The sequence below is a fragment of the Pokkaliibacter sp. MBI-7 genome (genome assembly GCF_029846635.1).
GTDB lineage: Bacteria > Pseudomonadota > Gammaproteobacteria > Pseudomonadales > Balneatricaceae > Pokkaliibacter.
Genome location: NZ_JARVTG010000001.1, coordinates 831,443 through 851,655, shown reverse-complemented (window position 1 = coordinate 851,655; position 20,213 = coordinate 831,443). Strand labels below are relative to the sequence as shown.

Here is a 20,213-nt window from a genome sequence, read left to right as displayed (position 1 = left end):
AGCTCATGAATAATGAGCTCGCGAGATGTACTCAGGTGATTGCAGACAACAGCACATGCTGGGCAATACAGGGAGATGATCCATGACGGCTGAGATAAGACCATGACGGCCACGGTGCTGGCAGGATGGCTCGGTGTGATCGAGCAGGCGGCGAGTCGCTATGGGCTCGACTTTGCCAGTCTGTTACAACGCAGTGGTATTGATCCTGAATTACTGCAGCAAGGCACGGCGCGGGTACCACAGCGCAAGATCAGTGATCTGATGCAGCTGGCCATGGTGATGAGCAATGATCGTGGTTTTGCCCTGACAGTGGCCCGGCAAGTGCGCCCCCCGTCCTGGTACAGCCTTGGTTACGCAATCTGGGCAAGCGATACCCTGTTGCAGGGTTGTCAGCGATTGCAGCACTGTGCGGGATTGTTTGCCGATGCCTTCCATGTGCAACTGATTGAACATGACAGCGAACTGCAGGTCGTATTACGGCAGGCGCCTCTGCTGCGTGATCCCTTGCTGATGCTGGACTGGGAAGTCTTTGCTGCCACCATAGTGCTGACCATCCGGCATCTGCATCCGGCCAAGCCGCAACCACTGCGTGTTGTTCTGCCTGGGCCGGAACCTGAAATGACAGTCCCTTTCAAGCGTCTGTTTGGTGAGGCGCTGGCGTGGCGGGGGGAGGAGGTGGTATTAACTTTCTCTGCGAGCCTGATGAAAGAGTGGTTGCCCGGGCGAAATCCTGAGTTGGCCCGACAGCATGATGAGCTGTCGCAGCGTTATCTGCAGGCAATGAGCTACCGTAGTTTTAGCCGACAGGTGTATGAGCAGCTGTTGTCACGTGATTCGCTGCGTGAGGTCGAAGCGGCACAGGTGGCAGAGGCGCTGCACATGAACCTGCGCACCTTTCAGCGGCGCCTGCAGGATGAGGAATGCTGCTTTCGTGAGTTACTGGATCAGGCCCGCCACGCGCTGTGCTGTCGGTATCTGAACAATGAACAGTTAAGCATGGGCGAAATCAGCTATCTGCTGGGGTTCGCCAATGTGAGCAATCTGTATCGCGCCTTCAGGCGCTGGCGTCAGGAAGCACCGGGCGAATATCGCCAGCGCCGGCGCCATGATTCTCTTGCCTGTTTGCAGACAGGAGGCAGGTCGGCACAAACCCTGATACCTGTGATTTTTCAATAGTCTGCGAACAGCTGCGAAGCCGTAACATCATGTTGCCACCAGGTGGGGTTGTCATAACCCATCAGGCATAATAATCAACCCCGGTCCAACGTCGGCCGGGATCAGGAAGAGCTTGAGACCCGAATGAGCGAAGAGATTCTGATCAACTTCACACCGATGGAAACCCGCGTTGCCGTGGTAGAGAACGGTATGCTGCAAGAGGTTTATGTCGAGCGTGCAGCCAAGCTGGGTATTGTCGGCAACATTTATAAAGGCAAGGTCGTCAGAGTACTGCCGGGCATGCAGGCTGCCTTCATTGATATTGGCCTGGATCGTGCTGCCTTTATACATGCTGCTGATATCCGTAGTGCCAAGGAAGATGAGAACAAATCCATCAGCTACCTGCTGCGCGAAGGGCAATCCCTGGTGGTACAGGTCACCAAGGATCCCATCGGCAGTAAAGGTGCGCGGCTGACCACCCATATCTCCATCCCATCGCGTTATCTGGTGTATATGCCCTACGCTGAACATGTTGGCATTTCGCAGCGTATCGAAGATGAAGTCGAGCGTGAGCGCCTGAAGCAGACCGTGCAGAGCCAGCTGGACCAGTTGCACGAAGAGGGCGAGGTCAATGTAGGTGGCTTCATCGTCCGCACCGTTGCCGAAGGTGCACGGGAGAAGGACATTCACAAGGATTTGCTGTACCTGCGCCGGTTGTGGCACTCCCTGCAGGAGTCCATGGACAAAGCCGCACCTGCCACTGTGATCTATGAAGACCTGCCGCTGTATATGCGCATCCTGCGCGACCTCGCGACACCCGAGGTAGAAAAGATTCGCATTGACTCACGCGAAACCTTCCACAAGGCACAGGAGTTTGTTGGCAAGCTGATCCCTGAGATTCTTGAGCGTATTGAGTACTATCCGGGAGAGCGGCCGATTTTCGATCTTTATAATGTTGAAGATGAGATTCAGCGTGCTCTGGGCCGCAAGGTGCAACTCAAATCGGGCGGCTATCTGATTTTCGATCAGACCGAAGCCATGACCACGGTCGACGTCAATACCGGTGCTTACGTCGGGCACAAAACACTGGAAGAAACCATCTTCAAGACCAATCTGGAAGCCGCCACTGCCATTGGCCGGCAGCTCCGGTTGCGTAATCTGGGTGGCATCATCATTCTCGACTTTATTGATATGGAAGATGTGGAGCATCAGCGCCAGGTGTTACGAACCCTGGAGAAGGTGCTGGAGAAAGACCACGTCAAATGCAAGGTGACGGGCGTTTCTGAGTTGGGTCTGGTGGAAATGACCCGCAAGCGTACCCGCGAAAGTCTTGAGCAGGTGCTGTGTGAGCCATGCCCTATCTGCCAGGGACGGGGATCATTGAAGACCCCTGAAACGGTCTGCTACGAGATCTTCCGTGACATTCTGCGTCAACATCGGGCATACAACACCGATTCCTATCTGGTACTGGCCAGCCAGTCAGTGGTCGACAAACTGATGGATGAGGAGTCGGATCGCGTGGCGGAACTGGAAACCTTTATCTCCAAAACCATTCGTTTTCAGGTCGAGCCCATGTACACCACTGAGCAGTTCGATGTCGTTTTGCGTTAAGCCCAGAGTATCAGGTCGTACCCTCAAGGACGGTCAGGAGTAAGGTTGGATGCCGTTGTTGTTAAGGTTGGGACGATTCTTTCTGCGGCTGCTGGCCATGTTGTCGATCATTTGGGTGGCATTGCTCACCCTGATCCTGCTGGTATGGCAAACCTTGCCCTGGTGGTCGGCGCCGGTATTGAACTGGAGCCGGCAGCATTTCGCCGTTCCGCTGTATTTTGATGCTACTCAGACGCAGTGGAACGGTAGCCGCATCGCTCTGACCCTGAGAAATGTGCATTGGGGAGAGCAGCTGAACATCCCCGAGTTGCAGCTGGAAATGGACGCGCTCAACAGTGTCTGGCGCTTCTATCCGGTGATGACCCGTATTCAGGCTCACGGTATCGAGATACAGGCTGCTGTGCCGGAACAGCCCGGGGATAGTCAGCTTCAGTGGCCTTCCTGGCTGATCACGCTACCGGTGGATGTCAGTGGCAAGGCGGCATTAAGCAAGGGCGCTATACGGCAGCAGGTGCAATTCAGTCTTTATAATGCACCTGCTGCATCCCGTTTTAACTACGGTGGTCGTCTGCAAGTGGCGACGGAAGGCGTGGCTGCTCCACTTGAGCTGCGCTGGCAAGGCAATATCTGGGAAGGGCAGTTATGGCTGAATATGCCCAGCCAGTCCTATCGCGCTGCACTGCAGCCCTGGTTGCCTCAGGGGGTGCAGCTTGGCGCGCTGGATCTTGAAGGGCAGTTGTGGGCTGACTGGCGTGGTACCCGTATCCAGACGGTCAACGGTAACCTGTCTCTGCCTGAGCTGGCACTCTCTACAGCGAGCTCCTCCTGGCAACTGGCACAGCTGCGCACGCAGGTGGTCTGGCGCAAGGCCGGGAATGGCTGGTGGGCTGGCTTGCAGCAACTTAGCTGGGCTGATCAGCAAGGCAAATCACTGGCGCCAATGAATATCAGCATCCAGCATTTACCCTGGCAAACGCGACTGTGGCTGGATGATCTGAACCTGCACCGGCTTTGGCCCTGGCTTATGGAGCAGCATGTCTCCTCCGGCTTGTGGGAAAACCGGCTGTTGCCTCTGTATGGCCGCGGGCATGTCAAAAATCTTTACTTCACTCTGGATCAGGCAAGTGTCGAGCAGGCCAGTCAGCGCGATGGTGCGGCGCAGCCTGTTTCGCCCTGGACGTTACGGGGTGATCTGCAGCAAGTCAGCGTCAACGATGTTGATGGCATCCCCTCGCTCATTGGCGTGACCGGGGCAGTGGAGGCAGATGCTCATGGTGGTAAGGTCAGCCTGCACGGGCAGCCCCTGACGCTGGCCTTTCCACAGTTGTTCAGCAATGGCTGGGAGTTCAACAGCGCCGCTGGGGTAATTGGCTGGCATCTCACGGAGAAGGATGCCTGGGTGACCAGCGATACCCTGAGCCTGGATCGACTGGGCTGGCAGGCCAGGGGGCGATTCAGCCTGAAGTTACCCTTGCATGAGGATGACAATGATCAGCGCTTTACGCTGATGATCGGTGTGAAAGACAGTGATGCCGGACAGGGGCTTGAGTTTGTGCCCGATCACACGGTATCGCCCTCCCTGATGAACTGGTTGCGGCAGGCCATGCCCGATGGCTATCTCCGCAGCGGTGCTTTTCTTTATGACGGCAGTGTCAGCAAGAGTGCCAGCTGGAACGAGCGCACCGTGCAGCTTTATCTTGATCTGCAGAACGCTCAGCTTAATTTCTCGCCGGAATGGCCTGCTTTACACGATGCCAATGTCCAGTTACTGACCCATGATGAATCCGTTACCGCCTTTGCTCATCAGGCACAGCTGCAGAATCTGGATCTGAGTAACGTGCAGGTGGTATGGCCAAAGGCTCCTGATGATCATCGCCTGTCGGTAGCGACGGAAGTCAACGCAGCATTGCCTGATGTACAGGATCTGCTGTTGACGGCGCCGTTTGCAGGCTCGCTGACGGCACTGAAAGACTGGCAGATGACAGGCTCGCTGACGGGCCAGGTGGCATTGCAAATCCCGCTGGCCAGGAATGATCCCGCGCTCGACATCAAGGTGGATACCCGTCTTGGCAGTGCTCAGTTGCTACAGGCCAAAGAACAGTTGCAGGTCGACGACATTCGCGGTGATTTGCATTATGACAGTAGTAAAGGGTTGTTTACTGACGCGCCGCTGCAAGGCAACTGGCGTGGCCAGAATGTACAGGCTCAGCTAGTCCCTGCGGCAAGCAGCAAAGACTCCACAGGGGCGGCAGCAACAACGCTGAAGGTAGCAGGACACAGTGCGCTGAGTGATCTGGCCCAGTGGCAACAGCTCTCGTTGCCTGACTGGATTACCGGTGATCTGGACTGGGTTGCGATGCGCCATTTCTGTCAGGACGATACGTCCTATTGCCAGGCTCTGCATATCACCAGTGATTTGCAGGGTGTAAGTGTTAACTTACCTGCGCCGCTTGGCAAAGCAGCAAACGCCACAGTCCCGCTGCAACTGGATATTGAAGCTCAAAAGGAAACCCGGGTCACTGTTGAATACGGTGACTTGCTGCATGCCAAGGCCAGATTTCAGGGTAACCAGGCCAAAGCCGTGGCCATCAGTGTTGGTGGTGAAGCGCCTCAGTGGCCGAAAAGTGCTGCAGTCGAAGTGGCCGCGAAGTTTGCTGAGTTGAATCCAACAGACTGGATCGCGGCAGTGAGTTCACTCTCTTCCACTGCCAGTAATAAAGCGTCGGTGGCTGGTGCCGTATCTACCGGAGAGAAAGGCGATGTGCCCGATGGCAAGGTCAGCTTGCCGATTTCAGCTCGCATAGTGACCGATAATCTTCACTGGCTGGGGCGTGACTGGGGAGCGGCGACCGCCAGCTATGATCCCAAGGGAGTACTATTCAGCGGCGACAGTCTGGATGGGCGAGTCAGTTATGATGCAGGTCGTCGCCATTTGGATGTCAATCTCAGTCGCCTGCTGATTCCTGAAGTAGATGACAAGAATAAACAGAGCGATGGCGAGCAGGAAAAGTTCGATGACCCGCTGGCACAGGTTGATCCACGACAATGGCCAACACTGACAGCTCAAGTGGGTGAGCTGAAGTTTGGGAAATGGCCATTGGGGAGCTGGCAGCTGAGTGGTAAAGCCAGCAGCGATGGCTATCAGTTATTGCCCATTACAGCCAAACTGGGCAACCACGGCATGGATGCCCTGATGAGCTGGCACCGCGATAGTGCGCAGTCAACTACACAGTTGAAGTTGGATGTGCATGGGGATGACCTCGGTGAGCTGATTAGTCGTGGGGGGTATGCCAAGTCACTGACCAGTAAAAACTGGCAGCTGACCGCCAATGTTGGCTGGCCAGGCTCACCCGCGGCCTTTGTCCTGAGCCGGCTGAGTGGGCAGTCTGATCTCAAACTGGCGAAAGGCGAGATTCTGAAGACGTCGACGGAAAGTAACGCCCTGAAAATCTTCAATATCTTTAACTTTAATCAGATCGGTCGTCGTTTGACGCTGGATTTCCGTGACCTCTTCAGCTCGGGTATCAGCTACGATACCTGGACCAGCTCCATGAACATTAGCAATGGGGTGATGATTACCCGCGAGCCCACCCGCATACAGGGGGGCGGGGCCGATATTGAGGCCAGGGGAACGCTGGATCTGGTGCATGATACCGTTGATCAGCATGTGAACGTGACCCTGCCAATTACCAGTGCATTGCCGATTGCCGGGCTGCTTGCCGGATTGCCGCAGGTGGGAGGTGCTTTGTTTATCCTTGATAAGATCACTGGGGACAGGCTCAGCAAGATTGCCACAGTCAAATACCACATCAAAGGCAAGCTGGGTGAAGAGGATGTACAACTGGAAGGTGCGGGGGGGAAAACCTCTGATGCTGCTGAGAGCACAGAGTCGCACGACAAGACAGGACGTCCTCAGGGTGGTGATCGCTAACACTGCTCGCTCTTGAGTCTGGTCACACACTCATGTTCTGTGTCAATTCCGGCAGCTATCGCATACTCGCTGCCAGCAGGGTGGTAAAAGCTGGCTGTGACCCTGTTGTATCAATCAAGGTGGGAAGGATTATGGGTGAAATTGCACTGGTGCAAATGGTCAGCATTCCTGATCTGGATGCCAACCTGCAGCAAGCACAGCTGTTAATTGAGGTGGCCGCTAAACAGGGTGCTCGTTTTATCCTTCTGCCCGAGAACTTTGCCTCTTTTTCCACGGGCCGGATGCAGGAAGTGGCTGCCCAGGAGATAGATCAAAGTGGCAGATTGCGCAGCTTTGTTGCTGAGCAGGCCCGGCGGCATGGCATCTGGTTGCTGGCTGGCACGATTCCCACTCGTCGCCGTGCCGATGGCAGCTTGCTGCAAGCTCGTGCACGATCGGCTTCGTGGCTGCTGGATGATGCAGGTAACGAAGTGGCGCGTTACGACAAGATTCACCTGTTTGATGTTGAGGTGGCTGATCAGCAGCAGTCCTACCGTGAGTCCAGTGAGGTAGAGCCAGGCGATACTCCCGTCGTTGCTGATACCCCCTGGGGCCGACTGGGTATGGCGGTGTGCTATGACTTGCGTTTCCCTGAGCTATTCAGGCGTTATCAGCAGGCGGGCGCAGAGTTGATCAGCTTGCCTTCTGCCTTCACCCGCACCACCGGCGATGCGCATTGGGAAGTGCTGGTACGGGCCCGAGCCATTGAGACGCAGTGCTACATGCTGGCCCCGAATATGGGCGGACAGCATACGCCGAAACGTGCCACTAATGGCGACTCCATGATTGTCTCTCCCTGGGGAGAGGTGCTGAACCGCTTAAAGCAGGGGGGGGGAGTGGTGAGTGCAGATTGTGATCTGCAGTTGTTGCGAGATATACGTACGCGAATGCCGGTATTGCAGCATGTCAAGCTTGCTCCCCCATCAAGCGCCAGCTGAGTGCAACGCTGGATGGGGTAGGGTGACGCGGCTGCGACCTTACTGTCTTGCTTCGACCACTTCACGAATGTAACTGAACAGCTTGCGGGCGCTGGCTGGTGGTTTCCCTGCACTTTGTTCGCGCTGTGCATTGCGGACCAGCTGACGCAGGTGCTGGATGTCGAACTCGGGGAACTCTGCCAGCAGTTCAGTTAATGCATCCTGCCCTTCATTCAGAAGACGATCACGCCAACGCTCCAACATATGGAAGTGCTGTACGTAAGCCTGGCTTCCGGCATCGAAGCGGTCCACTACATTCTGGATGGCTTCGTTATCTTCACTACGCATCAGCTTGCCAATGTATTGCAGGTGGCGGCGCATGGCCTCGCCCTGCTTGAGGCGTTTGTGCTCAAGGATAGCCTTGGCCAGAGTGTCGCTCATTGGCACTTTGGTTAGCTGTTCGTTGGTCATCTCTGTCAGACGCTTGCCGAGTGACTGCAGAGCCTCGCTCTGGCGCTTCAGTTCCGACTTGCTCGGGCCTTCAAATTCGTCTTCTTGGTCGTCTTTATGCCAGCTGTAGCGCATTGTCTTATCCGTCAAACCTGGGTGGGGAACTGTATTTCTTCTGATGCCTGTTGATGTGTCGTTGGCAGGAGTCCTGCTGAACGTCTCAGGGCTGCAGAGCGGAAATACGATCAGGCGTAGAAAATAGTGGCCAGGCCGAGAAAGGACATAAACCCCACCACATCTGTAATGGTAGTCAGGATTACACTTCCTGCCAGGGCGGGATCGATCCCCCACGCCTTCAGTAAAAGGGGCAACATAGTACCAGAAAGTGCGGCCGCGATCAGGTTGATGATGATGGCGCTGGCGATGATGAGGCCAATTGTGATGTCCTTGAACCAGAGCATGGCCAGGCAGGCGATGACGATGGCCCATAATGCGCCGTTGAGCAGTCCGACAAGTAGTTCGCGATTGAGCAGCCAGCCCATGTTGCTGCGCTCTACCTGTCCCAGAGCCTGACCGCGGATCATCAGGGTGAGCGTTTGGCTGCCTGCAATGCCGCCCATGCTCGCAACGATGGGCATCAACACAGCAAGCGCTACCACTTTCTGAATGGTCGCCTCAAACATACCGATGACAGCTGAAGCGATGAATGCGGTGATTAGATTGATACCCAGCCAGACGGCACGGCGTCTGGCGGTTTTTAGTGTAGGGGAGAAGGTATCCGCATCGTCATCAAGGCCGGCCATGCTCATCAGTGAGTGGTCCGATTCTTCGCGAATAACATCAACCACGTCATCGATTGTGATACGTCCGAGCAGGACATTGTCATCTCCCACCACCGGTGCTGATACCAGATCGTGCCGCTCGAATAGTTTGGCAACTTCGGTGTCAGGCATGGTGGCAGGGATGGTGATGGTATCGGTAATCATCACCTCGCGAATACTGATATTGGGGTCGCTGACCAGCAGGCGGGTCAGTGGCAGAATACCGATAAAGACATCTTTGCGGCTGACCACGAACAGGCTGTCTGTCATAGCAGGGATCTCACTGTGCCAGCGCAGGTATCGCAGCGCTGTGTCGATGGAGATATCCGCCCGAACAGTAATGGTGTCGGTATTCATCAACCCGCCGGCACTGTCCTCGGGGTAGGACAGTACCTGTTCCAGACGTTCGCGGTCCTGCTGATCCATCGAACGCAACACTTCGCTGATGATCGTGCTTGGCAGATGCTGCAGCATGTCTGCCAGGTCGTCGATATCCAGGTGCTCAACGGCGGCAATGAGCTCTTCCGCGTTCATTTCCCGCAGGAAACTCTCCTGCAGGTCGAAGCTCAGATATTGCAGGACTTCCCCTTCGTTGTCCTGATCGACCATATTCCATAACAAGGTACGGATTTTAGGTGGGGAAGACTCGATAAGATGGGCAACATCGGCGGGTTTCAGGCCGCCGTTCATCATTCGGCGTACCTGTTGTAGCTCACCGCTGCTGAGCGCGGCATTGAGGTATTCCAGCTGGCTGTGGTTCAGGGCCTGGGCCATAGCTCGTTCCTGGTGTGCGGATCTGCACCGCTGGGCACAGAGGCTGAGTTCCTAGATCACTGCTGAAATAGTATCTGAATATCCCGCTCATGCCAGTGCAATGGCAACGGGATTGAGGAGTGGAGGAGAGCAGCTGGTGGGTTAGGGAGGTTATTCTCCCTCTTCAAACCGATCATTGATCATAGCGGCAATGGCTTCCCAGGCTTGTGCCTCATCTTCGCCATCTAGCATGAACTGGAGTTCAGTACCGTTGCTGGCCGCCAGTAACATAACGGACATGATGCTTTTGGCATCAACCATCTTGCCGCCGATCTTGCCCATCTGGATCCGGCAGGTAAAACGGGTGGTCACACCGATCAGCTTAGCTGTTGCTCTGGCATGCAAGCCCAATTTGTTAATAAGCGTAATTTTCTCTTCGCGCATGCCGCATCCTGAAGTTAATCGAGCTCTCTGTGCCGAGTCTGGATGTGATGCCGAGTTGCAGTGAAGTAAGCGGCTAATTGCTCGACCATATAAACCGAGCGATGCTGGCCACCTGTACAACCTATGGCTACCGTCATATAGGCACGATTGTTGCGTTCATAATATGGTAGCCAAGTTTCTAACAAGTTACGCAGGTCATCAAGCATCTTGCCCACATCTGCCTCATTTTGCAGGTAGTCGATGACAGGTTGCTCACGCCCTGTGAAGCCACGCAGTGATGGAATCCAATGTGGGTTGGGCAGGCAGCGGACATCAAACACCAGGTCTGCATCCAGTGGCAGGCCATGCTTAAATCCGAACGACAGAAATAATACCGCCAGCTCCTGTGCACGGCCTGCAACGCGCACTTTGATCGTATCGCGCAAGTCGTACAGCGTCATATGAGTCGTGTCGATAGTCAGATCGGCACAGTTGGAAATAGGGCGAAGCAGTCTTCGCTCTTCCTGAATGGCTTCCTGGAGGCTGATGCGTCCATTGGTCAGCGGATGACGACGGCGGGTGGCGCTGAAGCGCTGAAGGAGGATGCTTTCATCAGCATCCAGATAAATCACTTCACAGTGGACACCCATGTTGCGGATGTCTTGCAATAGCACTGGAAGATCGCCCAGACCACCGGGAAGGTTGCGAGCGTCAATGCTGACAGCCATATTCTGACGCTCAGGGCTGGGAGACTTCTGAGCCTGCTCGACCAGTGCTTTCAGCAGGTCGACGGGCAGGTTATCAATGCAGTAGTAGCCAAGATCCTCCAGCGCGTTGAGTGCTGTACTTTTTCCTGATCCTGACCGACCACTGATGATAAAAAGTTTCATGATGTCTGAGCAGCTATATCCAGTGCTGTCTGATATAAGGCCTCTGCACTGCCAGCTCGGCGTAGGCGCTGCAGGTTGCTTTCATCCTGCAACAACCCGGCAACGCGTGCTAATGCCTGCAGATGAGAGTCATGAGCTTCTTCGGGAGCAAGCAGGACGAAAATCAGATCGACAGGCTGATTATCACGAGCATCGAAGTCGACAGGGTCTTTGAGATGTATCAATGCGCCAGTGACCTTGTCGCAGTCCTGTAAGCGGCAGTGAGGGATCGCAATCCCGCCACCCAGGCCTGTACTGCCTAGTCGCTCTCTACTCAGAAGGCCGTTGTAGATAGCGTCAACATCCAGATGGTCGAACTGGCTGGCCAGTAGTTCACTGGCCTGTTCCAGTACGCGCTTCTTGCTACTCCAGGCTGCACCTTCAATGGTGCATGCCTGGGTTAAAAGTTGGTTTAGTTGCATAGGTGAGGATTAACGTACCGTAACGCCGTGACTGCGTTCTTTTTGCTTTTCTTTATGCTTCAGTAGCTGGCGATCCAGTTTGTCTACCAGGCCGTCAATTGCAGCATACATATCACCATTTTCATGGGTGGCAAACAGCTCGCCACCTGCCAGATGAACATTGGCTTCGGCGATCTGGCGGGTTTTTTCCACGCTTAGAGTGACTTGAACGTTGGTGATGTTGTCAAAGTGACGTTCCAGCTTTTGTAGCTTGCTGTGAACGTAATCAGTGAGAGCAGGGGTGAGTTCCAGCTGATGGCCTGTGATATTTATTTGCATAGCACTCTCCTGAGTTGCCGGTGAATGTTTGCTGGTTGCATCTCAATATAGCCGTATGCTTGCAGGCTTCGTCAAATTTTTTTTGCGTCAAAAAATTTAGCTTTTAAACCAAACGTTTACGCTCATTCGATGGGGCAATACCCATAGCTTCGCGATATTTAGCCACAGTACGACGAGCCACATTGATACCCTGATCTTCCAGAAGGGTAGCCAGCTTGGCATCACTCAATGGCTTTTTCGGAGGCTCCTCGGCAATCAGCTTTTTGATTATGGCGCGAATTGCTGTCGAGGAGGCTTCCCCACCGTCGGATGTACCGACGTGGCTGGAGAAGAAGTACTTCAGTTCAAACACCCCACGTGGAGTGTGCATGAACTTCTGGGTTGTGACACGAGAAATAGTGGACTCGTGCATCTCCACTGCCTGAGCAATGTCTGCCAGGACCATCGGGCGCATTGCTTCTTCGCCCTCTTCAAAGAAGTCGAGTTGAAATTCAACAATCTTGGTGGCTACTTTGAGCAGGGTGTCGTTGCGACTTTGCAGGCTTTTGATAAACCAGCGTGCTTCTTGCAGCTGATTCTTCAGATAGGTGTTGTCGCTACTTGAGTCTGCGCGCTTGATCAGACTGGCGTAGCTATTGTTGATACGCAACCTGGGCATGGCATCCTGATTCAGTTCAATGAGCCATTGACCTTCTTTCTTGCTGACAACCACATCGGGGATCACATATTCCGAATCGCCAGAGGTAATGCTGGCGCCAGGGCGAGGATTAAGGGTCTGTATCAAATGAATGACGGCGGCCAGCTCTTCTTCGCTCAGACGGGTGCGACGCATCAGGGTTGCATAGTCTCGGGTGCCAAGCAGATTCAGGTGCTGCGCAATGATGTCCAGAGCCTGTTGTCGCCACTGTGTCTCGACAGGTAGCTGTCGCAACTGGATAGTCAGACATTCAGCTAGGTCGCGAGCAGCAACCCCGGGAGGATCAAATTGCTGCAGATGGTGTAAAACCATCAGTAGCTCATCTTCTTCTACAGGGTCTTCGTCATCGTTTTCGTTGAGGCTTTCCATCAACTCTTCCAAAGAGCTGGTCAGATAGCCTTCGGTGTTGATGCTGTCGATCAGGGTATAAGCAATCAACTGATCACGTTCGCTCATCGGGGTCAGATTGAGCTGCCATTCTAGATGAGCCTGCAGGCTTTCACCTGCAGTGGCTCGTGATTCAAAGTCGTAACCATCTTCGCTATCGTATGAAGAACTGGGCAGTGTGGAGTAGGTGTCTTCCCAGTTGCTATCGACAGCCAGCTCTTCAGGAATATCTTCTGACCACTGGCTGTCAGTCTCCTGCTCGCTGTCATTATTGCTGCTGGCACTTTCGTTTTTCAGAGCCGTTTCGTAACGCTCTTCAGCAACAGCAGGTTCGAATTCTTCTTCGACCTCAAGCAGCGGATTACCGTCCAGCGCATCCTGGATTTCTTGCTGCAGGTCGAGAGTGGAAAGCTGCAGCAGACGAATAGCCTGTTGCAACTGCGGGGTCATGGTCAGCTGCTGACCGATTTTCAGCTGTAATGAGGGTTTCATATTTGGCTACGAAGATACTTCTTGACTCATCGGATCAGGCTTGAAAATGGCGTGTTATTGCCGCCATGCCGGGCTGCTCAAAAGCGGAAGTTTTCGCCCAGATAGACCTGCCGTACTTGTTCATGTTGAAGAATAGCATCGGCATCTCCCTCTGCGAGAATGGTCCCATCGCTAACAATATAGGCATGATCACAAATCGACAGGGTTTCCCTGACGTTATGGTCGGTGATCAGCACTCCAATGCCCCGTGACTTCAAATGACGAATGATCTGTTGAATGTCACTGACGGATATCGGGTCAACACCTGCAAAAGGTTCATCCAGCAAAATGAAGTCAGGTTCCATGGCTAATGCCCTGGCAATTTCCACCCGACGTCGCTCGCCGCCAGACAAACTCATGCCCAGACTATCGCGAATGTGCGTAATGTGGAACTCTTTTAGCAAGGATTCCATAAGCTCCAGACGACTTGCCTTGCTCAGCTCTGCTCGGGTTTCGAGGATCGCCAGGATGTTGTCCTTCACGCTGAGCTTGCGGAAAATCGATGCTTCTTGCGGTAGATAGCCAATTCCCGCTCGTGCACGGCCGTGAACAGGAAGAGTGGTGAGATCCTGCTCATCCAGCAGGATACGGCCTTTGTCTGAAGCAACGAGGCCAACAATCATATAAAAACAGGTGGTTTTGCCCGCGCCATTTGGGCCAAGTAACCCAACAATTTCGCCGCGACTGACCTTCACGGATACATCCTTGACCACCTGACGTTTCTTGTAGGCTTTGGCCAGGTGTTGTGCATGTAATGTGCTCATGGGGTCGCTTTTTTCTTTGGTTGCAGGATCATCTCAACACGCTTGCCACTGCTGCCCTGAGCACTGAATGCATTTACCGTGCGTTTGGTAATGTCGTAAGTGATACGTTCGCCGGTAAAAGTGTCCTGATTCTGAGTCAGCTTTGCCTGTTCAATGGCAGTCACTGTCTCTGCGGTCAGGTCATATTCCAGAGTCAGGCCGTAGGCATGGGTCAGGGGCTGATCCGGGCTGGGTAATTGCTGGTAGTGCGCAGGTTTGCCGTATGCAAAGGCCTTGGTCAGCTCGTTGTTGACGACATACAGCACGACCTTGTCTGCATTGATTTCCAGGGTTCCCTGAGTCAGCTTGACGTTCCCTGTGTAGGTGACGGTACCTTTGGCATCGTCCAATACCGCCTGATCAGAGACGATGTGTACAGGTTTTTCCCGGTCTTCAGGGAGTGCCATGGCCAGAGTCGGAAAGAGTATGGCTGCGCCGAATGCGAGTCTAACGAGCTGTTTCATAGGTGGCTCTTACCTGAGAGAGAAGGGTTACTCGGTTGCTGGCCCAGTCGGCAGTCATGCCTGTAGCCTCTGCAATGCCATCCGGGGCTGTAATGACCACCGGTCTATCTGTTGACGCTTGCTCAAGGTGTGAATCAATGCGCAGCCATTCTGTTGCCATGGTTATTGGGTTTTGTGGTGGCTGGCGATCAATTACAACATTGTTTTCCAGTTCAATATGTTCGTCGGCATCATAGTAACGACCATTTCTGGCCGTGGTATGCCACTCTCCGTCTTGGGACCAGGTGCGGATATCAGGCATCTGTAACAAGCTCACCCCCTTCGACTGAAAATGGTCGACGCGTGGTGAGAATACGCTTGATGCCAGCTGTCCGTTTTGATCAAAGCGCTCAGTGGTGATGCCAGTGGCGTAGGAGTCTGCTTTCTCGCCATCAAGCACCTCCAGACTGAGTACTGGCTGATCTGGCTCACGCAGATCATAGCGCAGCAGTGCAATCCCAATAAGTACGAAGGCCAGAATCAGGATAACTCGGTTCTTCAGGGACATGTGTCCACCCCCATTTTCTGCTTCTTACTCAGTCCAGATAGGGTTGCAAGCAGGCCGACAGCTTCTGCTGTGCTGTCAGTATCAGCTCGCATAGCTCCCTGACAGCGCCTTCGCCGCCGTTGCGCTGGCAACAGTAGTGGGTGTGGGGCTGCAGCGCAGGGGCGGCATTGGGTACTGTCACTGCCAGTCCGACACGACGTAGTACCGGCAGGTCTGGCCAGTCATCACCAATGTAGGCAATGTTTTCCATGTCGATCTGATGTTCCTGACGCAGCTCTTCCAGTGCGTCCAGCTTGTCTTCTCTGCCCTGAAATAAAAAGTGAATGCCGAGATCCTTTGCTCGTTTTGCTACCAGAGCAGAGCGCCTGCCAGTAATGATTGCTGTTTTGATACCCACCTTGTGCAGCATCTTGATGCCGTGACCATCAAGGGAGTTGAACGCTTTTAACTCGTAGCCCTCTTCAGCAAAATACAGGCGACCGTCGGTCAGAACGCCGTCGACATCCATGATCAGCATGGTGATTCGCTGTGCGCGTTGCAGTAGCAGTGAGTCCAGAGTGCTTTCCTGAGCCATGTCACACTACTCCCGCTTTGATCAGGTCGTGCATGTGCAGAATGCCGACCGGTTTGTTTTGCTCTACGACTACCAGGGCGGTAATACTCCATTGTTCCATCAGGTTGAGCGCCTCAGCGGCCAGCAGTTCCGGATTGATGGTCTTGCAGCCACGTGTCATGACATCGCTGATGGGCAGCGAATGCAGGTCCAGGCGTTGGTCTAGTGCCCGACGCAAGTCGCCGTCGGTGAAGATGCCACAGAGTTGGCCGCTTTCGTCTGTTACCGTAGTGAGGCCAAGGCCCTTACGTGTAATTTCCAGCAACGAGTCGCGCAGCAGGGTGTCGGGACTCACCTGAGGTAACTGTTCATCTCCATGCATGAGATCCCGCGCGCGTAGTAACAAACGCCGGCCCAGGCTGCCACCAGGGTGAGAGAAGGCGAAGTCTTCTGCTGTGAACCCCCTCGCTTCGAGTAGGGCAACGGCCAGTGCATCGCCCATGACCAGCGCAACGGTCGTGCTGCTGGTCGGTGCCAAGCCTAGTGGGCAAGCCTCTTCATCAATACTCAGGGTAATGTGTACATCAGCAGCTGTTGCCAGGCTGGAGCTGGCATTCCCCGTCATGCTGATCAGGGGGATTCGCAGTCTCTTCAGCAGAGGGATGAGGTTGAGAACCTCTGGGGTTTCGCCAGAGTTTGAAAGTGCCAATACCACGTCCGCAGTGGTAATCATCCCCATATCGCCGTGGCTGGCCTCTGCCGGGTGCACGAAAAAGCTGGGAGTGCCGGTGCTGGCCAGGGTTGCAGCAATTTTATTGCCAATGTGCCCTGACTTGCCCATGCCGATGACCACGACACGTCCTGTGCAGCTCAGCATCAGTTGGCAGGCTGCATTGAAGTGTTCGCCAAGTTGTTGTTGTAGTGAAGCAACTGCATCGGCTTCTATACGAATGGTGCGTTGTGCACTTGCCAGGAAATCGTGAGGGTGACTCATGCGCTCCAGCTCGGTTATTAGCAAAATAGGTGCCGATAATAGCATTATTTTTTTTATGCTAAACGCTTTGCGCTGTGGCTACGCATGCAGAGTTGTCAGGGAATATTCAGACGTATGCCGGTTTGCCGGGGTTTCGTCAGTGTTACTGACGAATGCAACAGTTTGTATATGAGGGTTGATGTTGACGATGCAGATGGCCATAACAGCATCGGGCTGAATCAGCATGGCTCCTGGATTAGCATACGTCAGTCGTTGGCTGGTCGAGTTGAAACGCAACATTCATGCGGGATGTTGGTCGCGCAGGCATCATGTTATGATTTGCGCTTTTTTAAACCGCCGACCGCCCAGTGAGGGATTATGGTGTCTGATAACGTTATTGTTCGCGTTCGCGACATGAGTTTTTATCGGGGGGAGCGGGCTATTTATGATGAGGTGAACATTGATATCCCTCAGGGGAAAATTACCGCCATCATGGGCCCAAGTGGTACAGGAAAAACGACCCTGCTGCGGCTGATCGGTGGGCAGCTCAAACCCGATGCTGGCACCATCGAAGTTGCGGGCAAGAATATTGCCAGAATGAGCCGTAAACAGCTGTTTGCCGTGCGTTCGCGGATGGGCATGTTGTTTCAGTCTGGAGCATTGTTTTCAGACCTGAGCGTTTTTGAAAATGTTGCCTTCCCGCTGCGCGTGCATACTCAGTTACCCGAAGACATGATCAGTGATCTGGTGCTGCTGAAATTGCAGGCAGTCGGATTGCGTGGTGCCGCAGAGCTGATGCCAGCGGAGCTGTCTGGTGGTATGGCAAGGCGTGTGGCGCTGGCACGTGCCATTGCGCTGGACCCGGATATCGTCATGTATGACGAGCCGTTTGCCGGGCAAGACCCCATTGCTATGGGGGTAGTCGTGCAGCTGATCAGTAAGCTGAACAAGGCGCTGGGCCACACTGCAATCATCGTCTCCCATGATATTCAGGAGACCTTCAGTATTGCGGACTATGTCTATGTCGTTGCTGATGGTCAGGTTCTGGCGCGGGGAACTCCTGAGGAGTTGCAGGCAACTGACCAGATGCAGGTAAAACAGTTCATTCAGGGGCTGCCTGATGGTCCCGTACCTTTTCATTACCCTGCCATGTCTGTTGCCGAGCAATTTAGCTGAGGAGTGTGTTAGATGCTTGACTGGGTGGCTGGTGTTGGTCGGTCCACGCTCAATATCTTTACGGTATTGGGGCGATCCGGACTGACAATGTACCAAGCGTTGGTGGCTGCACCTGACTGGCGCGTACAGTTTCCTCTGTTAGTCCGGCAGCTTTATTTTGTCGGCGTTCTGTCGTTGATCATCATTGTCGTGTCTGCCTTGTTTATCGGCATGGTTCTGGGGTTGCAGGGCTATACCATTCTGGTGGATTACGGGTCAGAGCAAGCTGTTGGACAAATGGTAGCGCTCACCTTGACGCGTGAGCTGGCTCCGGTTGTCGCTGCACTGTTGTTTGCTGGTCGGGCTGGGTCAGCGCTGACAGCTGAAATCGGATTAATGAAGGCCACGGAACAGTTGGCCAGCATGGAAATGATTGGGGTTGATCCGCTGCGGCGTATCATAGCCCCTCGATTCTGGGCAGGGTTTATATCACTGCCTGTGCTCGTGGCGATCTTCAACGTAGTGGGTATCTGGGGTGGATCGCTGGTCAGTGTGGACTGGTTGGGAGTCGACTCTGGCTCATTCTGGGCCAATATGCAGAACTCGGTTGATTTCGCTGATGATGTGATCAACGGCATGATCAAGGCGGTAGTGTTCGGTGCGGTGGTGACCTGGATCGCAGTGTTTCAGGGCTATGATCTGGTGCCGACATCTGAAGGTATCAGTAAAGCGACTACCCGTACGGTTGTGTATTCTTCCCTGGCAGTGCTAGGGCTGGACTTTGTGCTAACTGCACTGATGTTTGGAGATTTTTAGGATGAAAGTGCGAACGCTGGAGTTAAGTGTTGGTGTACTGATGTTGGCGGGGATCGCTGCGTTGCTGGTGTTGGCTGTCAAAGTTAGTGGTTTGACGTTTTCAGCGTCCGAGCCAACTTACAAAGTCTATGCCCGCTTTGATAACATCGGCGGCCTTACCTCGCGCTCGAAGGTCACTATTGCCGGGGTTGCTATTGGTCGGGTGACCAGTATTCAGCTGGATCCCAAGGATTTTCGCGCCAGGGTGGAAATGCAGATCAATCAGAGCGTCAACTATCTGAGTACGGACAGTTCTGCAATGATCCTCACCTCGGGCTTGTTGGGAGAGAAATATATCGGCATACAGGTAGGAGCCGATGACACCATGCTGAAGGACGGGGATACCATTGAGTACACCCAGTCAGCACTGGTGCTGGAAGACCTGATTGGCAAGTTTCTTTCCAGTCAGACCAAAAAATAGTCAGCTCTGACGCAGAGGCTCCTTGATCTGATCTCGCTGACAGGCAGTGAGGTGCTTTCGAGGAATTGCAGATTGAATGTCTGTTTACTGTGAGTTGGCAGGTAATTGCACGTGAGGGTAAGTGAGTAACATGGTTAAACAGGTATGGAAAGCCGCTATGGCGTTTGTTGTGCTGGCGGCTGTGGCGGTAGCTGGCACGGCACGGGCGTCAGATTGGGATGATGCTAAAGATGTAGTGGTCAAAACCACTGATGCCATGCTGCAGCTGATGAAAGATCCGGCTATGCGTCAGCAGGAGAATTTTGAAACTCTGTATGGTGAAGTCGATGCAACAGTGTCGCCGGTAGTTGACTTCGACAGCTTGTCCAAGGGCGTCATGGCGCATTATTACCGTCAGGCAAGTGATGCACAGAAAGCCGCCTTTGCTGATCAGTTTAAGACCACGGTTATTCGCACTTTCACCAAGGCGTTGCAGGTTATTACACTGGATAAATACCAGGTAGTGCCAAGCCAGGGTGGGGATCGTGATGGCAAAGCCAGCGTGCGTTTTGATTTTGCTACCACTGACGGCAAAACCTATCGTATTGAGTACAGCATGCACAAGAAAGGAAGCCAGTGGCTGGTATATAACGTGACGCTTGATGGCATCAACGTAGGGCTCAACTTCCGTAATCAGTTTGCCGAAGCCATGAACCGTGAGCAGGATATGGATAAGGTTATCAATACCTGGACTGTAGCGGTCAAGGAGTAACTCATGGAAGCCTCTCTGGACGAAAACGTCATCTTCTTGAATGGCGAGCTCGCTGTGGCTGATGCAAAGACGTTGCGTAACAGAGTCGTTGAGTTAGTAGAGAAGGCAGGCGGCCAGACGATTGTTGACGTCTCCCGTTGCCATTCTCGCTCCATGGTTATCGTTCCTGTGTTGCTTGGTGCCTTGCGAAAGGCCAGAGCGATGAACGGGACAGTTGCGTTGCGCGGAGTTAGTCCAGCTTTGCAGTCTATATTGGAGTTGACCGATTTGGATGACGTCATACCAGTGGTGCAGTAGTGCTGCTCTT

The 20,213-nt window shown here is 53.9% G+C and carries 21 protein-coding genes; 9 read left to right on the top strand and 12 right to left on the bottom strand.

The window, feature by feature from the left end; translation table 11 throughout:
• Positions 1-102 precede the first annotated feature (102 nt).
• From QCD60_RS03790 to QCD60_RS03775, 4 genes are all read left to right on the top strand, one after another.
• Entirely contained in the window at positions 103-1,176 is a 1,074-nt protein-coding gene (locus tag QCD60_RS03790) for an AraC family transcriptional regulator (RefSeq protein WP_279782539.1), read from the top strand.
• Positions 1,177-1,299: 123 nt separating this feature from the next.
• Positions 1,300-2,766, top strand: coding sequence for a ribonuclease G (rng, locus tag QCD60_RS03785; RefSeq protein ID WP_104156427.1), 1,467 nt, complete (start codon positions 1,300-1,302; stop codon positions 2,764-2,766).
• A gap of 49 nt (positions 2,767-2,815) precedes the next feature.
• Positions 2,816-6,697: a YhdP family protein gene (locus QCD60_RS03780; RefSeq protein ID WP_279782536.1), complete on the top strand. Its 3,882-nt coding sequence runs from the start codon at positions 2,816-2,818 to the stop codon at positions 6,695-6,697.
• 131 nt (positions 6,698-6,828) lie between these two features.
• On the top strand, positions 6,829-7,674 hold the full coding sequence (locus QCD60_RS03775) for a carbon-nitrogen hydrolase family protein (protein WP_279782534.1): 846 nt from the start codon (positions 6,829-6,831) through the stop codon (positions 7,672-7,674).
• Positions 7,675-7,713: 39 nt separating this feature from the next.
• On the opposite strand, the gene yjgA is transcribed toward QCD60_RS03775, so the two are convergent.
• From yjgA to QCD60_RS03715, 12 genes are all read right to left on the bottom strand, one after another.
• The gene (gene yjgA / locus QCD60_RS03770; RefSeq protein ID WP_104156430.1) at positions 7,714-8,238 is read right to left on the bottom strand and encodes a ribosome biogenesis factor YjgA; all 525 of its coding nucleotides are present in this window, start codon (positions 8,236-8,238) and stop codon (positions 7,714-7,716) included.
• A gap of 110 nt (positions 8,239-8,348) precedes the next feature.
• Positions 8,349-9,698 carry a magnesium transporter gene (gene mgtE / locus QCD60_RS03765; RefSeq protein ID WP_279782531.1) on the bottom strand — a complete coding sequence of 450 codons (1,350 nt, stop codon included), beginning with the start codon at positions 9,696-9,698 and terminating at the stop codon, positions 8,349-8,351.
• A 150-nt stretch (positions 9,699-9,848) separates the two neighbouring features.
• Entirely contained in the window at positions 9,849-10,121 is a 273-nt protein-coding gene (locus tag QCD60_RS03760; protein ID WP_104156432.1) for an HPr family phosphocarrier protein, read from the bottom strand.
• 14 nt (positions 10,122-10,135) lie between these two features.
• Complete coding sequence (gene rapZ / locus QCD60_RS03755) at positions 10,136-10,990, bottom strand: RNase adapter RapZ (RefSeq protein WP_104156433.1); 855 nt, start codon at positions 10,988-10,990, stop codon at positions 10,136-10,138.
• On the bottom strand, positions 10,987-11,451 hold the full coding sequence (gene ptsN / locus QCD60_RS03750; protein WP_104156434.1) for a PTS IIA-like nitrogen regulatory protein PtsN: 465 nt from the start codon (positions 11,449-11,451) through the stop codon (positions 10,987-10,989). Before ptsN ends, rapZ begins: the two co-directional genes overlap by 4 nt.
• 9 nt (positions 11,452-11,460) lie before the next feature.
• Complete coding sequence (gene raiA / locus QCD60_RS03745; RefSeq protein WP_104156435.1) at positions 11,461-11,769, bottom strand: ribosome-associated translation inhibitor RaiA; 309 nt, start codon at positions 11,767-11,769, stop codon at positions 11,461-11,463.
• 103 nt (positions 11,770-11,872) lie between these two features.
• Positions 11,873-13,345 (bottom strand): RNA polymerase factor sigma-54, encoded by a 1,473-nt coding sequence (locus QCD60_RS03740; RefSeq protein ID WP_279782526.1) that lies wholly within the window; start codon positions 13,343-13,345, stop codon positions 11,873-11,875.
• A 77-nt stretch (positions 13,346-13,422) separates the two neighbouring features.
• Positions 13,423-14,148 (bottom strand): LPS export ABC transporter ATP-binding protein, encoded by a 726-nt coding sequence (gene lptB, locus QCD60_RS03735; protein WP_279782524.1) that lies wholly within the window; start codon positions 14,146-14,148, stop codon positions 13,423-13,425.
• Complete coding sequence (gene lptA, locus QCD60_RS03730) at positions 14,145-14,651, bottom strand: lipopolysaccharide transport periplasmic protein LptA (protein WP_279782522.1); 507 nt, start codon at positions 14,649-14,651, stop codon at positions 14,145-14,147. Before lptA ends, lptB begins: the two co-directional genes overlap by 4 nt.
• Entirely contained in the window at positions 14,635-15,198 is a 564-nt protein-coding gene (gene lptC / locus QCD60_RS03725; protein WP_279782520.1) for an LPS export ABC transporter periplasmic protein LptC, read from the bottom strand. Before lptC ends, lptA begins: the two co-directional genes overlap by 17 nt.
• Before the next feature lie 28 nt (positions 15,199-15,226).
• Positions 15,227-15,754, bottom strand: a complete 528-nt coding sequence (kdsC, locus tag QCD60_RS03720; protein ID WP_347950220.1) for a 3-deoxy-manno-octulosonate-8-phosphatase KdsC — start codon at positions 15,752-15,754, stop codon at positions 15,227-15,229.
• 19 nt (positions 15,755-15,773) lie between these two features.
• Positions 15,774-16,745 (bottom strand): KpsF/GutQ family sugar-phosphate isomerase, encoded by a 972-nt coding sequence (locus QCD60_RS03715; protein WP_279782516.1) that lies wholly within the window; start codon positions 16,743-16,745, stop codon positions 15,774-15,776.
• Positions 16,746-17,102: 357 nt separating this feature from the next.
• On the opposite strand from QCD60_RS03715, the gene QCD60_RS03710 reads away from it, so the two are divergent.
• The 5 genes from QCD60_RS03710 to QCD60_RS03690 all read left to right on the top strand — a co-directional run bounded on the left by QCD60_RS03710 (position 17,103) and on the right by QCD60_RS03690 (position 20,203).
• Complete coding sequence (locus QCD60_RS03710; RefSeq protein ID WP_279782514.1) at positions 17,103-17,900, top strand: ATP-binding cassette domain-containing protein; 798 nt, start codon at positions 17,103-17,105, stop codon at positions 17,898-17,900.
• A gap of 12 nt (positions 17,901-17,912) precedes the next feature.
• Positions 17,913-18,695 (top strand): lipid asymmetry maintenance ABC transporter permease subunit MlaE, encoded by a 783-nt coding sequence (gene mlaE, locus QCD60_RS03705; RefSeq protein WP_279782511.1) that lies wholly within the window; start codon positions 17,913-17,915, stop codon positions 18,693-18,695.
• A 1-nt stretch (position 18,696) separates the two neighbouring features.
• A complete protein-coding gene (mlaD, locus tag QCD60_RS03700) occupies positions 18,697-19,155 on the top strand; it encodes an outer membrane lipid asymmetry maintenance protein MlaD (RefSeq protein ID WP_104156443.1) in 459 nt (152 codons plus the stop codon).
• 130 nt (positions 19,156-19,285) lie between these two features.
• Positions 19,286-19,906 (top strand): ABC transporter substrate-binding protein, encoded by a 621-nt coding sequence (locus QCD60_RS03695; protein ID WP_279787877.1) that lies wholly within the window; start codon positions 19,286-19,288, stop codon positions 19,904-19,906.
• A gap of 3 nt (positions 19,907-19,909) precedes the next feature.
• Positions 19,910-20,203: an STAS domain-containing protein gene (locus QCD60_RS03690; protein WP_279782508.1), complete on the top strand. Its 294-nt coding sequence runs from the start codon at positions 19,910-19,912 to the stop codon at positions 20,201-20,203.
• The last annotated feature ends 10 nt before the right edge of the window (positions 20,204-20,213 follow it).

Coding starts and splice junctions, on each gene's coding strand:
- lptB (WP_279782524.1), bottom strand. CDS start 14,148: ATGAGCACATTACATGCACAACACCTGGCCAAAGCCTACAAGAAACGT.
- mlaE (WP_279782511.1), top strand. CDS start 17,913: ATGCTTGACTGGGTGGCTGGTGTTGGTCGGTCCACGCTCAATATCTTT.
- lptC (WP_279782520.1), bottom strand. CDS start 15,198: ATGTCCCTGAAGAACCGAGTTATCCTGATTCTGGCCTTCGTACTTATT.
- QCD60_RS03710 (WP_279782514.1), top strand. CDS start 17,103: ATGGTGTCTGATAACGTTATTGTTCGCGTTCGCGACATGAGTTTTTAT.
- yjgA (WP_104156430.1), bottom strand. CDS start 8,238: ATGCGCTACAGCTGGCATAAAGACGACCAAGAAGACGAATTTGAAGGC.
- QCD60_RS03715 (WP_279782516.1), bottom strand. CDS start 16,745: ATGAGTCACCCTCACGATTTCCTGGCAAGTGCACAACGCACCATTCGT.
- rapZ (WP_104156433.1), bottom strand. CDS start 10,990: ATGAAACTTTTTATCATCAGTGGTCGGTCAGGATCAGGAAAAAGTACA.
- rng (WP_104156427.1), top strand. CDS start 1,300: ATGAGCGAAGAGATTCTGATCAACTTCACACCGATGGAAACCCGCGTT.
- QCD60_RS03740 (WP_279782526.1), bottom strand. CDS start 13,345: ATGAAACCCTCATTACAGCTGAAAATCGGTCAGCAGCTGACCATGACC.
- raiA (WP_104156435.1), bottom strand. CDS start 11,769: ATGCAAATAAATATCACAGGCCATCAGCTGGAACTCACCCCTGCTCTC.
- ptsN (WP_104156434.1), bottom strand. CDS start 11,451: ATGCAACTAAACCAACTTTTAACCCAGGCATGCACCATTGAAGGTGCA.
- QCD60_RS03775 (WP_279782534.1), top strand. CDS start 6,829: ATGGGTGAAATTGCACTGGTGCAAATGGTCAGCATTCCTGATCTGGAT.
- mgtE (WP_279782531.1), bottom strand. CDS start 9,698: ATGGCCCAGGCCCTGAACCACAGCCAGCTGGAATACCTCAATGCCGCG.
- lptA (WP_279782522.1), bottom strand. CDS start 14,651: ATGAAACAGCTCGTTAGACTCGCATTCGGCGCAGCCATACTCTTTCCG.
- QCD60_RS03760 (WP_104156432.1), bottom strand. CDS start 10,121: ATGCGCGAAGAGAAAATTACGCTTATTAACAAATTGGGCTTGCATGCC.
- QCD60_RS03690 (WP_279782508.1), top strand. CDS start 19,910: ATGGAAGCCTCTCTGGACGAAAACGTCATCTTCTTGAATGGCGAGCTC.
- mlaD (WP_104156443.1), top strand. CDS start 18,697: ATGAAAGTGCGAACGCTGGAGTTAAGTGTTGGTGTACTGATGTTGGCG.
- QCD60_RS03790 (WP_279782539.1), top strand. CDS start 103: ATGACGGCCACGGTGCTGGCAGGATGGCTCGGTGTGATCGAGCAGGCG.
- QCD60_RS03695 (WP_279787877.1), top strand. CDS start 19,286: ATGGTTAAACAGGTATGGAAAGCCGCTATGGCGTTTGTTGTGCTGGCG.
- QCD60_RS03780 (WP_279782536.1), top strand. CDS start 2,816: ATGCCGTTGTTGTTAAGGTTGGGACGATTCTTTCTGCGGCTGCTGGCC.